The sequence below is a fragment of the Burkholderia sp. BE17 genome (assembly GCF_009362305.1).
GTDB lineage: Bacteria > Pseudomonadota > Gammaproteobacteria > Burkholderiales > Burkholderiaceae > Burkholderia > Burkholderia pyrrocinia_C.
Window position 1 is genome coordinate 96,294 of record NZ_WHNU01000009.1, and the last position, 12,968, is coordinate 109,261.

Annotated in this window: 15 protein-coding genes; 9 read left to right on the plus strand and 6 right to left on the minus strand. The window is 68.6% G+C overall.

Translation table 11 applies throughout. The annotated features are described in order from the left end of the window. Positions 1–25: 25 nt before the first annotated feature. The 4 genes from GD429_RS10275 to GD429_RS10290 form a co-directional block, all read right to left on the minus strand. On the minus strand, positions 26–472 hold the full coding sequence (locus GD429_RS10275; protein WP_152856837.1) for a MarR family winged helix-turn-helix transcriptional regulator: 447 nt from the start codon (positions 470–472) through the stop codon (positions 26–28). A gap of 53 nt (positions 473–525) precedes the next feature. Further along, on the minus strand, positions 526–813 hold the full coding sequence (locus GD429_RS10280; RefSeq protein WP_152856838.1) for a hypothetical protein: 288 nt from the start codon (positions 811–813) through the stop codon (positions 526–528). A gap of 140 nt (positions 814–953) precedes the next feature. Continuing rightward, positions 954–2,330, minus strand: a complete 1,377-nt coding sequence (locus GD429_RS10285) for an ATP-binding protein (RefSeq protein ID WP_152856839.1) — start codon at positions 2,328–2,330, stop codon at positions 954–956. Beyond that, positions 2,327–2,989, minus strand: a complete 663-nt coding sequence (locus GD429_RS10290; RefSeq protein WP_152856840.1) for a response regulator — start codon at positions 2,987–2,989, stop codon at positions 2,327–2,329. Before GD429_RS10290 ends, GD429_RS10285 begins: the two co-directional genes overlap by 4 nt. A gap of 234 nt (positions 2,990–3,223) precedes the next feature. Here GD429_RS10290 and GD429_RS10295 point away from each other — a divergent pair, with 234 nt between their 5' ends. From GD429_RS10295 to GD429_RS10315, 5 genes are all read left to right on the plus strand, one after another. Further along, positions 3,224–3,577, plus strand: coding sequence for a YgiW/YdeI family stress tolerance OB fold protein (locus GD429_RS10295; protein ID WP_152856841.1), 354 nt, complete (start codon positions 3,224–3,226; stop codon positions 3,575–3,577). Positions 3,578–3,632: 55 nt separating this feature from the next. Next, positions 3,633–4,493, plus strand: a complete 861-nt coding sequence (locus GD429_RS10300; protein WP_152856842.1) for a MurR/RpiR family transcriptional regulator — start codon at positions 3,633–3,635, stop codon at positions 4,491–4,493. 295 nt (positions 4,494–4,788) lie between these two features. Beyond that, positions 4,789–5,649, plus strand: a complete 861-nt coding sequence (locus GD429_RS10305; protein ID WP_152856843.1) for an isocitrate lyase/PEP mutase family protein — start codon at positions 4,789–4,791, stop codon at positions 5,647–5,649. Between the two features lie 333 nt (positions 5,650–5,982). Further along, a complete protein-coding gene (locus GD429_RS10310) occupies positions 5,983–6,249 on the plus strand; it encodes a YodC family protein (protein WP_152856913.1) in 267 nt (88 codons plus the stop codon). Positions 6,250–6,368: 119 nt separating this feature from the next. Beyond that, complete coding sequence (locus GD429_RS10315; protein WP_152856844.1) at positions 6,369–7,544, plus strand: cytochrome P450; 1,176 nt, start codon at positions 6,369–6,371, stop codon at positions 7,542–7,544. A gap of 15 nt (positions 7,545–7,559) precedes the next feature. Here the strand turns inward: GD429_RS10315 and GD429_RS10320 are convergent, their stop codons facing one another. After that, complete coding sequence (locus GD429_RS10320) at positions 7,560–7,886, minus strand: superinfection immunity protein (protein WP_152856845.1); 327 nt, start codon at positions 7,884–7,886, stop codon at positions 7,560–7,562. Between the two features lie 90 nt (positions 7,887–7,976). Next, complete coding sequence (locus tag GD429_RS10325; RefSeq protein WP_152856846.1) at positions 7,977–8,396, minus strand: rhodanese-like domain-containing protein; 420 nt, start codon at positions 8,394–8,396, stop codon at positions 7,977–7,979. 114 nt (positions 8,397–8,510) lie between these two features. On the opposite strand from GD429_RS10325, the gene ftrA reads away from it, so the two are divergent. From ftrA to GD429_RS10345, 4 genes are all read left to right on the plus strand, one after another. After that, the gene (gene ftrA / locus GD429_RS10330) at positions 8,511–9,473 is read left to right on the plus strand and encodes a transcriptional regulator FtrA (protein ID WP_152856847.1); all 963 of its coding nucleotides are present in this window, start codon (positions 8,511–8,513) and stop codon (positions 9,471–9,473) included. Between the two features lie 72 nt (positions 9,474–9,545). Continuing rightward, positions 9,546–10,277 (plus strand): hypothetical protein, encoded by a 732-nt coding sequence (locus GD429_RS10335; protein WP_152856848.1) that lies wholly within the window; start codon positions 9,546–9,548, stop codon positions 10,275–10,277. Between the two features lie 57 nt (positions 10,278–10,334). Continuing rightward, positions 10,335–11,405 carry an NAD(P)H-dependent flavin oxidoreductase gene (locus GD429_RS10340; RefSeq protein WP_152856849.1) on the plus strand — a complete coding sequence of 357 codons (1,071 nt, stop codon included), beginning with the start codon at positions 10,335–10,337 and terminating at the stop codon, positions 11,403–11,405. 80 nt (positions 11,406–11,485) lie between these two features. Continuing rightward, on the plus strand, positions 11,486–12,940 hold the full coding sequence (locus GD429_RS10345) for a M20 family metallopeptidase (protein WP_152856850.1): 1,455 nt from the start codon (positions 11,486–11,488) through the stop codon (positions 12,938–12,940). The last annotated feature ends 28 nt before the right edge of the window (positions 12,941–12,968 follow it).

The following is a 12,968-nucleotide window of genomic DNA, read 5'->3' on the forward strand; positions in this document are numbered from 1 at the left end:
TGTGGGTCAAGGGGCAATCGTGCGGTTACGCGTGTGCATCCTGGTCATGCGCGACGGACATCGCCGACAGCACGCGAATCGCCGCATCCAGGTCGGTTGAACTGAAGTCGCCGGCGATGTCGCGAACGTGCTGTTGCCATTGCCCGACCACGGCCTGATAGGCCGTTTCGCCGCGCGGTGTCAGCGAATACAGCGGCGAGCGCTTGTGCGCCGGGTTCGGCAGCGACTGGGCCAGCCCTTCGTCGACGAGCACGTTGATCTGTTTCAGCACGGCCTGCCGGGTGATGCCCATCGCGTCGGCGATCTGCGGGATGTTCGGCGCTTCCGGCGCCATCGAGATCACGCCCAGCACTTGCCAGCGCGCACTGGTCAAGCCGTGCGGCCCGGCAAAGGCGTTGCCCCATTCGATCAGCAGGCCGTTCAACCGGAATACGGACAACGCGACGGCGGTCAACTTCTCGGATTTCGTCATATTTGATACGCATCATGAATTGACAACTACTTTACGTAAACGACAACTGGTTGTCAAATTTGCGTGTGGGTCGCCGAACGGCCAGCTCTATTAATGGCGAACACGTCGGTGCGTATCCGTTGGGCGGTGCCGTTATCGTTCATGGAGAGGACTGAACCCGACCCAGGCAGGACGACTATCCGAAGGGCCTTCTGTATTGCTACGTGGAGAAGCACGCGAGCATCCTCGAAACCTCGACCGGCCTGCGGGTCGAGCGGATCGTCTACGACAATTGAGTCGAGCGCGTGGTTGACCAAGGGCGGTGCATAACGCGCGGTTGAGGCGGTGTCGGCGGCAAACATGCACGTATTCGCGACTGCATGGCGCATTTGCCGCGCACGCGTGACAAACCCTTACCGATCAACGGCTTGGTGCCGTTAATGGAAGGTTGTCCACAAGCTTGCCAACATAATCTGTGGACAAGCTGCCTGTCACACGCGCATCAGACCGGTGCAGGAAAGCGCACCGTGACGGTCAGCCCGCGCCCGCCGCGCGTGGTGCCGAGTGCGACCGTCGCGCGATGCTGTTCGGCGATCCGCTTGACGATCGACAGCCCGAGCCCGCTGCCCGACGACGTGGCCGCCTGCGCGCCCTCGCCGCGATAGAAGCGCTCCCACACATCGGTGCGCTCGGCTTCGGGGATCCCGGGGCCGTCGTCGGCGACTTCGAGCACGGGCGTCGTGCCGTCGACGCGTGCGGACACGTCGACGCGCGCGCCGTCGCCCGCATAGCGGATCGCGTTGTCGACGAGGTTGTTCAGCAGCACGCGCAGTGTGTCGATATTGCCCGCGGCCATCACGGGCGCTGCGACGATCGCGCCGAGATCGATCCGGTGTGCGTCGGCGACGCGCGCGCGGTCCGCGACCACCGACCGGCACAGCGCGGCGAGATCGACGGGCGCCGACGCGGACGTGGCCGCTTGCGCATCGGGTTCGAGGCGCGCGAGCGTCAGCAACTGTTCGGCGAGGTGGCCGAGGCGCGTCGTGCCCGCATGGATTTGCGCAAGGATGCGCTCGCGCTCTTCGGCGGTCGCCGCGCGCCGCAGCAGATTCGACTGGATCGACAGCCCCATGATCGGCGTGCGCAACTCGTGCGCGGCATCGGCGATGAAGTGCCGCTGCAGCGTGAACGAGCGGTCGAGTCGCGCGAGCAGGTCGTTGATCGCTTCGGCGAGCGGCCGGACCTCGTTCGGCATCGATGCGACGTCGACCGGTTCGAGATTGTTCGCATTCCTGCGCTTCAGGCCCGACGCGATCGTGCGCAGCGGCCGCAGCCCGGCACCGATGCCGAACCACAGGCCGATCGCCAGCACCGGCAGCATCGAGAACACCGGCCACAGCAGGTGCACGGCGATGCCCGCAATCGCTTCCCATCGCGCATGACGTGCCTGCGCGAGCCGGATCGTCGTGCCGCCGCGCTCGGTCACATAGGTGCGCCACGGCTGGCCGTCGACGTCGACGCTCGCGATGCCCGTCTGCGCGGGCGGCGGCAGCTTCGAATCGCGGTCGGTCGAATACATGAGCGTGCCGTTGCGCCAGACCTGCAGCAGTACGGCGTCGGGATCGCTGGCTTCGAAGCCGTGCTTGCCTTTGGCCTGGTTGCTGAACGACAGCTCGCCGTTCGGGCCGACGACGATCTGCTTCGACATGCTGCGCATCTGGTCGTCGAGCAGGTCGTCGAGTTCGCGCAGCGCGCCCCAGTAGGTGCCCGCGCTCGCGACCAGCCCGATCACGCACGCGGCCGGCAGCAGCCACATCAGCAGGCGCCGCCGCAGCGACGCGTTGCGCCAGCGCGCGATCGCGCGTTGCATGCCCGTCATGTGCCGTCACCGATCCGGTAGCCGACGCCGCGCACCGTGCGAATCATGTCGTGGCCGAGCTTCTTGCGCAGGTTGTGGATGTGTACCTGCACCGCGTTGCTTTCGATTTCCTCGCCCCAGCTATACAGCCGCTCCTCGAACTGCTCGCGCGAAATCACCGCGCCCGGTTCGCGCATCAGCTCGTGCAGCAGTACGAACTCCTTCGGCGACAGCGGCACTTCCTCGTCGTCGAGCCAGACGAGGTGCTTGACGGGATCGAGCCGCAGCGGGCCGATCGCGAGCGTCGTCTGCGCGCGGCCCGCATGGCGGCGATTGACCGCGCGGATGCGGGCGAGCAGCTCGTCGAGCTCGAACGGCTTGACGAGATAGTCGTCCGCGCCGCTGTCGAGGCCGGCGATGCGGTCCGGCACGCCGTCGCGCGCGGTGATGATGATCGCGGGCAAGGTTTCGTCGCGGCGGCGCAGCGCGGCGAGCACCGACAGGCCGTCGCGGTTCGGCAGCCCGAGATCGAGCAGCAGCAGGCCGTAGCCGGTCGAGCGCAGCGCGAGCGACGCGGCGTCGCCGTCCTTCACCCAGTCGACCGCGAAGCCTTCCTGTTTGAGGCCCTGTTCGAGCCCGCTGCCGATCAGCGGATCGTCCTCGACGAGCAGTACGCGCATGGATTCGTGTCTCTTCAACGGGGCGCCGCGGCGCCCGGGGTTCCCATGATAAGCGCACGCGTCTTAGGCCAGGCTTAAATGCGGGCGGCGCTCGGCGCGGGCTTTCGAACCCGCCCGATGCGGCACCGTGTCGCTTCGGCACGACCTTCAGGTTTGCTTAATCTTACGGTCCGTAATCTGGCGCCGTCGCGTTCAACGGGGCGCGGCATCACATCGAAGAAGAGGATCGACATCATGAAACATCTGGCCAGAATCCTGACGGTCGCGCTCGCCACGCTGCCTGCCGCCGTCTACGCGCAATACACGGGGCCGTCCACGGTGACCACGACGACCGTGAAGGAACTGCTCGCGAACGGCAAGGACGACCAGCACGTGCAATTGCAGGGGCGCATCGTCAAGCATGCCGGCGGCGAGGATTACGAGTTCGCCGATGCGACCGGCACGATCCGCGTCGAGATCGACAACAAGCTGTGGGCGGCCGGCCAGCCCGTCAGCGACAAGAGCGAAGTGAAGCTGACCGGCGAGTTCGAGCGCAAGTGGTCGGGCAAGGTGAAGGTCGACGCCGACCACGTCGAAGTGCTGCGCTGACCGGTGTGCGCGGGGCCGGTGATACCATGAACGACCGGTTCCCGTTCCCACCAAGATGGCCGCCAATTTCGACGAACTCGCGTCCCGGATCCGGGCGCAATTTTCCGAGCTGAGCCCGCAATTCCAGGCGGGCGCCGCATTCCTGCTCGATCATCCCGACGAGGTCGCCACCTCGTCGATGCGCAAGGTCGCGCAGCGCGCGCAGGTGCAGCCTGCGTCGCTCGTGCGGCTCGCGCAGCAATTCGGCTTCCCCGGCTGGAACGAGCTGCGCGACCTGTGCGTCGCGCGCGTGCGCACGCGCCCCGAGCCGCTGACGCAGCGTGCGCGCTCGCTCGTGCGGCCCGACGCGAAGGCGTCGCTCGCGCACGACCTGCTCGCCGCGCAGCAGCACAACCTGTCGGCCACCGCCGCGCAGAACGAGCACGCGCTCGCAGATGCGGCCAGGCTGATCCGCAAGGCATCGCACGTGCACGTCGCGGGGTTCCGCTCGTGTTATCCGGTCGCGTTCGGGTTCGTGTACGGCTACCGGCTGTTCCGTCCGACCGTGTCGCTGCTCAACGGCGTCGCCGGTTCGCTCGAAATGGAGCTGCGGACGATCGCGAAGCAGAGCGTGACCGTAGTCATCAGCTTCGCGCCGTATTCGGCGGAGGCGACGCGCGTCGCGCAGGCCGCGAAGGCGCAGGGCAGCCGGATCGTCGCGATCACCGACAGCGCGGTGTCGCCGATTGCGCTGCACGCGGACGCGCAACTGATCTTCACGCACGACAGCCCGTCGTTCTTTCCGTCGCTGGTGGCCGCGCATGCGATGGCCGAGGCGCTGGTCGCGCAGTTGCTCGCGCTCGAAGGCAGCGATGCGATCGCGGCGCTCGAGCGCACCGAAGCGGAGCTGCACGCGAAGGGCGCTTACGTCGTCTGACGCGGCACGCGCGGCTTCGGCCGTCCGTCATTCACGATTACGATTCAACCCGACGCAACCGATGACGTTCACATACGAGGTGACCGACGCGGGCGACGCGAACGTGCGCAAGCAGATCGTCGACGGCGCGCAGCCCGCATCGAAGTGAACGAAAGCGGGTTGGGGGTTTGCCCGCTCGCTGCCGCCGGCCCGCCTCCGACTTCTTCCTGTCGCGCGGCGACATTTCGGTCATTGCTGAAACGTCGCGCGCACGACCGGCGTAAGCTCACCCGTCAACACTTTCCGGGAGTCCGCGATGAACCGTTCCGACCGTCAGGCCCGCCAAGCCGAAGCTTTCCGCTCGCTGCATACGCGCCCCGGCGCGTTCATCATCCCGAACCCGTGGGACGCCGGCACCGCCCGCCTGCTCGCGATGGCCGGTTTCGAGGCGCTCGCCACCACGAGCGCCGGCTACGCGTTTTCGAAAGGGAAGCCCGACAACGCGATCGACCGCGACGCGATGCTCGATCACATCGCCGATCTCGTCGCCGCGGGCGGCCTGCCGGTGAGCGCCGATCTCGAGAACGGTTTCGGCGACGCGCCCGCAACGGTGGCGGAAACGATCCGGCTGGCGGCCGAGGCCGGCGCGGTCGGCGGCTCGATCGAGGATGCGACGGGCCGTGCCGATGAGCCGATCTACGCGCGCGACGCGGCGGTCGAGCGTATCGCGGCGGCCGTCGACGCGGCGCGCGCGCTGCCGTTTCCGTTCACGCTGACCGCGCGTTGCGAAAACTACCTGAACGGCCGTCGCGACCTCGCCGACACGATCGCGCGGCTCGTCGCCTATCGCGACGCGGGCGCCGACGTGCTGTATGCGCCGGGCATCACCGACGCCGCCGAGATCGCGGCGGTGACGCAGGCGGTCGGCGCGCCCGTCAACGTCGTGATGGGGCTGCAGGGCGGGTTGCTGAGCGTCGACGAGTTGGCGGCGCTCGGCGTGAAGCGCGTCAGCGTCGGCGGCGCGCTGGCGCGGGCCGCGCTCGGCGCGTTCCTGCGCGCCGCCACGGAGATGGCGCGCGACGGCACGTTCACGTTCACGCAGGCGGCTGTGCCGGGGCGCGATATCAATCGCTGGTTTGCGGCGCAGGATAATTCACCGGTTTCGTTCGGAGAATGAGCACAAATAAACGTGGGATCGTTCCCAGCCGGCAATTTGATTGACAATAATCAACTGATTTCGCATCCGGTTTAATCGCCGGTGACGATGCGAAAACCATCGTTTATTCTCCGCATGCCGCCGGCCCGGCCGGACTCGGCGCACAATCCGCGCCCGATCCGCGAGGATTGCCGGCCGCGCGCACTGGTGCCGCGCATTGTTACATTGTTCCGATCGACGAATTTTCGTGCGCGGGAGTTGCCGGTTATTTATTTGATTGATAATCTGCGTCATATTCAAATGACCGGTTGTGCGGGCCGCCGGGAATATCAATATATAAATATCGAGAGAGCGATGACGATCCGAGAAAATCGGCGTGTCGGGTTTCGCGTCGGGGATGTCGTGACGCTGAAAACCGGCGGGCCGCGCATGACCGTCACCTATGCCGGGCCGGTCGTGTTCGACGACGGCGACTGGCTGATCTGCCAGTGGTTCGACGAGCACGGCGAGTTCCGACAGGAAATGTTCCATCACGACACGGTGGTGCCGGAGCCGCGCGCGATTTCGGCCGGGCGCGTCCGGATGCGCATGCAGTCGCACCGCTACCGGTCGGCGGCCTGAAGCCAGCCCGGCGTTGCGATGCGGCGATGCGGGCAATGCAAGCGATACGCAGCGCCGGCGCGACGACATTTCACGCGAACCCGAAACATGCGGCAGCGCGCTGCGCCGATACTGCTCGCATGAACCCGAACCCGACCGATCCCATTGCCGCGGTGACGCACCGCGATCCCTATCCCTACTATGCGGCGCTCGTCGACGGGCCGCCGCTCGCGTTCGACGCCACGCTCGGCCTGTGGGTCGCGAGCCGCGCGGCGGCCGTGACGGCCGTGCTCGGCCATCCCGCCTGCCGTGTGCGTCCGCTGGACGCGCCCGTGCCGCCCGCGTTGCGCGGCACCACGGCCGGCGCGCTGTTCGGCGAGCTGGTGCGCATGAACGACGGCGCGTTGCGGCACGACGTGCCGAAGCAGGCGCTGCGCACGGCGTTCGCGCCGGTCGACACGGGCAAGCTGCGCGACCGTGCCGCGCAGCTTGCCGCGCGGCGGCTGCCGGCGCCGGGCGATGCCGGCGCGCTGAATGGGTGGTGCATGACGGTGCCCGTCTGCGCGGTTGCCGATCTGCTCGGCTTCGACGAGACGCAGCTCGACGACATCGCGGCGCGGGTCGTCGACTTCGTCGCCGCGCTGTCGCCGCTGTCGGACGCGGCCGCGCTGGCCCGCGCGAGCGACGGCGCGCGGCAACTGCTCGACCGGATGACCGAGCGCGTTGCGCAGACGCACGCGCACGACGGCACGCTCGTCGCCGCGGTGCAGCAGGCGGCCCGCGCGTCGGGCTGGCAGGCGGGCGGCGCGCTGGTCGCGAATCTCGTCGGGTTGTTGTCGCAGACCTGCGAGGCGACGGCCGCGTGGCTCGGCAACTCGCTGGCGGCATGGAACGGGGAGGCGGAAACCGCGCGCGCCGCGCCGGACGACGCCGCGCTCGACGCTTTCGTTGCCGAAGTCGGGCGCTTCGATGCGCCGGTGCAGAACACGCGCCGCTTCGTCGCGTCGCGCACGACGATCGAAGGCGTGACCGTCGAAGCCGGCGACGCGATCCTCGTCGTGCTCGCCGCGGCGAACCGCGACCCGGCCGTGCATCGCGACCCGCACCGGCTGGTGCCCGGCCGCGCCGCCGGGCCGAATTTCGGCTTCGGCACGGGGCCGCATGGGTGCCCGGGCGAGCGGATCGCGCGGGCGGTGACGGCGGGGGCGTTCGCGGCGTGGTTGCGCGCGCGCGGCTGGCCGCCGCAAGACGAGCTGAAGTGGAATTACCGCGCGTCGACCAATGTCAGGATGCCGAAGTTCGACGCGGCACGGTGAAGGGGAAAGAGGGACTTAACGGCAGCCTTGCTTCTCAGCCCATTGCTCCTGGGCGGCGACGCGGCGCTGCACGCGTTCGACGAGGCCGGTCGAGAAGGTCCGCATGCTGATGCCGCGGCGTTTCGCGAGGATCGTCTGCGCGACATCGGTGCGCGGGTTCGGCTGGCACGCCCAGTACAGCGTCATCAGCCAGCCGATGCCGGTCCACCCGAACAGCGCGTTGAACATCGCGATCGTCAGCTTGTCGTGCCGGCCGCGCCGGTCGGCAACGACGGCCGGCAGGAAATAGAGCGCGATCGCGACGACCGAACCGGCCACTTGAATCAGGACTGCATCATTCATTGTGCTGCTCCGTCCGAACTGCAATGTGGCTGATTGTCGCGCTTTTTCCGTTTGTGTGCCGGCAATTGATTGTTGCGTTTTTAATAATGATCAGTGGGCTTCGGCGTCCGCCGGCTGCAGTTCGTTACTCAACGCGAAACCTTCGTCGAGCCAGCCCGTTACGCCGCCGATCATCAGCTTGACGGGGCGGCCGAGGCGCGCGAGTGCGATCGCCGCGCGCGCGGCGCCGTTGCAGTGCGGGCCCGCGCAGTAGACGACGAACAGCGTGTCGGCCGGATAGCCGGCGAGCTTGCCCGCGACGATCTTGCGGCGCGGCAGGTTGCGCGCGCCGGGCACGTGGCCGGCGGCGAACTGGTCGGGGCCGCGCACGTCGAGCAGCACGAAATCCGGTGCGCCGGACGCGAGCGCGTCGTGCACGTCCCAGCAATCGGTCTCGAATCGCAGCGATGCCTCGAAATGCGCGAGGGCGGCGGGGCTGTCGGCGGCGGGCACGTCGGTGACGAAGGACATGGGCAGGCTCTCCTGGATGAACGGGCGCGGAATGCGCCGGGATGGAATGCAGTATCGCGGTTCGGCGCGTTTCACGGCAGTGGCGCGATCGACAAGTTCCGGTAACATCGCGCCATGCACAATCATCTCGTCGTCGCGCTCGCCTACGATCGCCTCTGCACGTTCGAATTCGGCTGCGTGGTCGAACTGTTCGCGCTCGAACGCCCCGAACTCGGGGTCGACTGGTATCGCTTCGCGGTGTGCGCGAGCGAGCCGGGGCCGGTGCGCGCGGCGGGCGGCATCACGGTCGCCGCGCCGTACCGGCTCGCGACGCTCGATCGCGCGGATACCATCGTGATTCCCGGCTGGCGCGATTCCGAAGAACTGCCGCCGGAGCCGCTGCTGAAGAAGCTGCGGGCCGCGCATCGGCGCGGCGCGCGGCTTTGTTCGATCTGTTCCGGCGTGTTCGTGCTGGCGGCGGCCGGCGTGCTCGACGGGCTCACCGTGACGACGCACTGGCGTTACGCGGAGCGCCTGCAGGCGCGTTACCCGGCGCTGCGCGTGAATCCCGATGCGCTGTACGTCGACGAAGGGCAGATCGTCACGTCGGCCGGTTCGGCGGCGGGGCTCGACATGCTGCTGCATCTGGTGCGCCGCGATCACGGCGGCGCCGTCGCGAACCGTGTCGCGCAACGCCTCGTGCTGCCGCCGCATCGCGACGGCGGCCAGGCGCAGTTCGTGCCGCGTCCGGTCGCGCCGGGCGGCAGCGACCGGCTCGCGAAGCTGATCGACTGGATGCGCGCGCACGCGGCCGAGCCGCACACGCTCGCGTCGCTCGCCGCGCAGGCCGCGATGAGCACGCGCACGCTGCAGCGCCAGTTCGCGGACGCGACGGGGATGTCGCCGCTCGCATGGCTGATCCGCGAACGCGTGAACGTCGCGAAGGACATGCTCGAAGCGCAACCCGCGCTGCCGCTCGCGCAGGTCGCGGCGCGCGCGGGGTTCGGCTCCGAGGAATCGTTGCGCCGGCATTTCCGGCGCGTCGCGGCGACGAGCCCGGCCGCGTACCGGCGCGGAATGGATCGCGGCGAAAGATAGCGGCGGAAGATAGCGTGCGGCGAACGAAGCCGTTCGTGTGCGACAACGAAAACAACGAAAAGGAAAACCATCATGGGCTTGCTGGGAAAGCTGTTCGGAAAGAAACCGCGCGACGAGGCGTCGACGGCGGCGCAAGTGCCTTCGACCGGCGAGCAGGAGGCGCCGGAGCAGCAAAACGGCCCCGACATCGCGCCCGAACTAGCGCCTGCGCTGGCGGCCTACCAGGCCGGCCGGCACGAGGCCGCGATCGCGGGTGCCGCGCCGCACGCCGAACGTCTCGCCGATGCGGCACGGCTTTGCGCGCTCGCGTATTCGGCGATGGATCGCTACCCGGAGGCGTTCCAGTACTGGCTGGCGCTGTTCGACAAGGAGCCGAGCGCGCACAACGCGGTGCAGCTCGCGACGACGTCGGTGATGTGCGGCGAGGTGGAGCGCGGCGAAGCGTGGATGCAGAAAGCCGCCCAGGTCAATCATGAAACGCGCGAGCAGTCGGACGTCGCCGCATGCGTGAACTTCATCTCCGCGCTGATGCAAAGCGGCCATCTTCACGAGGCGCTGCCGCATCTTGCGTGGATGCGCGACGTGTACGGTCAGGTGCGCATCACCGATTCGACGTTCCTGTACATGCGCGGCATTCCGTTCTTTCCGACATTCCTGGAAAAGAGCCTGGAGGTCCTGAAGGCCACGCAGCCGGCCGACGCGATCGCGTCATGGTACGGTGTGCTCACGGGCAGGCTCGACGAAGAGGGCGAAGCGCAGCTTGCCGCGTGGGTCGGCCAGTTGCCGGGGCAACCGGCCGCCTGAACGGCCGCCGACGCTTGCGATGGCCACGCATTCCGAAAATCCCGAAAAAGGACTCCGATGACGATGCTGCCTTCCCGTTTGCCGCTGATCCAGGCACCGATGGTCGGTTCGCTGAGCCCGCTCGCGATCGCGGTTTGCGAAGCCGGCGGGCTCGGTTCGCTCGCATGCGCGGCGCTCGGCCCGCAGCAACTGCGCGACGAGATCGCGGCGATCCGGGCGCGCACGCCCGCGCCGTTCAACGTGAACTTCTTCTGCCATACGCCGCCGGCGCCCGACGCGGAGGTCGACGCGCGCTGGCGCGCATCGCTCGCCGGCTACTACGCGGAAGCCGGGCTCGATCCGGACGACGTGAAGGGCGGTCCCGGCCGCGCGCCGTTCGACGAAGCGATGTGCGCGGTCGTCGAGGAGTTGCGGCCAGCCGTCGTGAGCTTCCATTTCGGGCTGCCGGACGACACGCTGCTCGAGCGCGTGCGGCGCACCGGCGCGCTGGTCGTTTCGTCCGCAACGACCGTCGAGGAAGCGCGCTGGCTCGATGCGCGCGGCGTCGATGCGATCGTTGCTCAAGGCGCGGAGGCCGGCGGCCATCGCGGGATGTTCCTGACCGACGACATCCACGCGCAACCAGGCCTGTTCGCGTTGCTGCCGCAGATCGTCGACGCGGTGCGCGCGCCGGTGATCGCGGCCGGCGCGATCGCCGACGGGCGAGGCATCGCGGCCGCGTTCGCGCTCGGCGCGCGTGCGGTGCAGATCGGCACCGGCTACCTGCTGACGCCGCAGGCCGGCCGCTCGGCGCAGCATCGCGCGGCGGTGCGTGCCGCGCGCGACGACGGCACGCGCGTGACCAACCTGTATACGGGCCGCCCGGCGCGCGGGCTGCTGACGCGCTTCATGCGCGAGCAGGGGCCGATGAGCGCGCTCGCACCCGCGTTCCCGCTCGCGACGGCCGCGGTCGATCCGCTGCGCGGCGCGTTCGAGCGGCAGGGCCGCGACGATTTCTCGCTGCTGTGGTCGGGCGAGGCCGCGGCGCTCGCGCGCGAAGAGGATGCCGGCGAACTGACGCGGCGGCTGTGGGACGACGCGCTCGCGTGCGCAGCAGGGCTGCGCGACGCGTTCCCGCGGGCGGTCTGAACGCGCGCGGAAGGGGGCGCGGACGGCGGATCAACGGCGTATGATCTGGTTTTTCGTCAGCCCGATCCAGGCCCCCCACCATGACCTCCGTCGACACTACCCCCGTCCTCGACCATGACAAGCTCGTTACCTTCATCGAGCGCAAGTGGAACGATGAAATCCTCCACGCACTGACCGACTACATCGCGATCCCCGCGAAGAGCCCCGCGTTCGATCCCGACTGGGAGAAGCGCGGTTATCTCGAGCGCGTCGTCACCGATGCCGCGCAGTGGGCCGAACGCCAGCCCGTGAAGGGCCTGAAGCTCGAAATCGTGCGCCTGCCCGGCCGCACGCCGGTGATCTTCTTCGAGACGCCCGCCACGCGCTCGGGCAGCACCGACACGATCCTGCTGTACGGCCACCTCGACAAGCAGCCCGAATTCGACGGCTGGCGCGCGGACCTCGGCCCGTGGACGCCGAAGTTCGAGAACGGCAAGCTGTACGGCCGCGGCGGCGCGGACGACGGTTATGCGATCTACGCGAGCCTTGCGGCGCTCGGCGCGCTCGACGAGCAGGGCATCGAACGGCCGCGCTGCGTCGGCCTGATCGAGACCTGCGAGGAATCGGGCAGCTACGATCTGTTGCCGTACGTCGATGCGCTGCGCGACCGGCTCGGCCAGGTGTCGCTCGTCGTGTGTCTCGATTCGGGCGCCGGCAACTACGACCAGATGTGGCTCACCACGTCGCTGCGCGGCCTCGTGTCCGGCGACCTGCAGGTCGAGGTGCTGGAAGAAGGCATCCATTCGGGCGTCTACGGCGGCATCGCGCCGTCGAGCTTCCGCGTGATGCGCCAGTTGTTCGAGCGTCTCGAGGACGCGAAGAACGGCAACCTGCTGCCTGGCGTGTTCCATTGCGAGATCCCGTCGAGCCGCGTGCGCGAAGCCGACGTGGCCGCCGCGATTCTCGGCGATGCAGTATGGAAGGGGCTGCCGTGGGCGTGCGGCGCGGACGGCAAGCCGGTGCTGCCGACCACGACCGATCCGCGCGAGGCGCTGCTGAATTCGACGTGGCGTCCGTCGCTGTCGGTGACGGGCGCGGCCGGCATGCCGGCGCTCGCCGATGCGGGCAACGTGCTGCGTCCGCGCACCGCGTTCAAGCTGTCGCTGCGCCTGCCGCCGCTCGTCGACGCCGCGCAGGCCGTGCAGCAGCTGAAGGAACTGCTCGAACTCGATCCGCCGTACAACGCGAAGGTCACGTTCAAGCCGGACGCGGGCGCCGCGACGGGTTGGAGCGCGCCGGATCTCGCGCCGTGGCTCGCGTCGTCGCTCGACGCCGCGTCGCGCCGTCACTTCGGCGCGGACTGCGCGTACATGGGCCTCGGCGGCACGATCCCGCTGATGAACGTGCTGCAGGAAGGCTTCCCGTCCGCGCAGTTCATGGTGTGCGGCGTGCTCGGGCCGAAGTCGAACGCGCACGGGCCGAACGAGTTCCTGCACGTGCCGTACGCGAAGAAGCTGACCGCAGCGGTTGCCGACGTGATCGCGACCGCGCGCTGATCGCCGCGGCCGTTCGACGTCCCGATTG

Coding starts and splice junctions, on each gene's coding strand:
- GD429_RS10275 (WP_152856837.1), bottom strand. CDS start 472: ATGACGAAATCCGAGAAGTTGACCGCCGTCGCGTTGTCCGTATTCCGG.
- GD429_RS10280 (WP_152856838.1), bottom strand. CDS start 813: ATGTTTGCCGCCGACACCGCCTCAACCGCGCGTTATGCACCGCCCTTG.
- GD429_RS10285 (WP_152856839.1), bottom strand. CDS start 2,330: ATGACGGGCATGCAACGCGCGATCGCGCGCTGGCGCAACGCGTCGCTG.
- GD429_RS10290 (WP_152856840.1), bottom strand. CDS start 2,989: ATGCGCGTACTGCTCGTCGAGGACGATCCGCTGATCGGCAGCGGGCTC.
- GD429_RS10295 (WP_152856841.1), top strand. CDS start 3,224: ATGAAACATCTGGCCAGAATCCTGACGGTCGCGCTCGCCACGCTGCCT.
- GD429_RS10300 (WP_152856842.1), top strand. CDS start 3,633: ATGGCCGCCAATTTCGACGAACTCGCGTCCCGGATCCGGGCGCAATTT.
- GD429_RS10305 (WP_152856843.1), top strand. CDS start 4,789: ATGAACCGTTCCGACCGTCAGGCCCGCCAAGCCGAAGCTTTCCGCTCG.
- GD429_RS10310 (WP_152856913.1), top strand. CDS start 5,983: ATGACGATCCGAGAAAATCGGCGTGTCGGGTTTCGCGTCGGGGATGTC.
- GD429_RS10315 (WP_152856844.1), top strand. CDS start 6,369: ATGAACCCGAACCCGACCGATCCCATTGCCGCGGTGACGCACCGCGAT.
- GD429_RS10320 (WP_152856845.1), bottom strand. CDS start 7,886: ATGAATGATGCAGTCCTGATTCAAGTGGCCGGTTCGGTCGTCGCGATC.
- GD429_RS10325 (WP_152856846.1), bottom strand. CDS start 8,396: ATGTCCTTCGTCACCGACGTGCCCGCCGCCGACAGCCCCGCCGCCCTC.
- ftrA (WP_152856847.1), top strand. CDS start 8,511: ATGCACAATCATCTCGTCGTCGCGCTCGCCTACGATCGCCTCTGCACG.
- GD429_RS10335 (WP_152856848.1), top strand. CDS start 9,546: ATGGGCTTGCTGGGAAAGCTGTTCGGAAAGAAACCGCGCGACGAGGCG.
- GD429_RS10340 (WP_152856849.1), top strand. CDS start 10,335: ATGACGATGCTGCCTTCCCGTTTGCCGCTGATCCAGGCACCGATGGTC.
- GD429_RS10345 (WP_152856850.1), top strand. CDS start 11,486: ATGACCTCCGTCGACACTACCCCCGTCCTCGACCATGACAAGCTCGTT.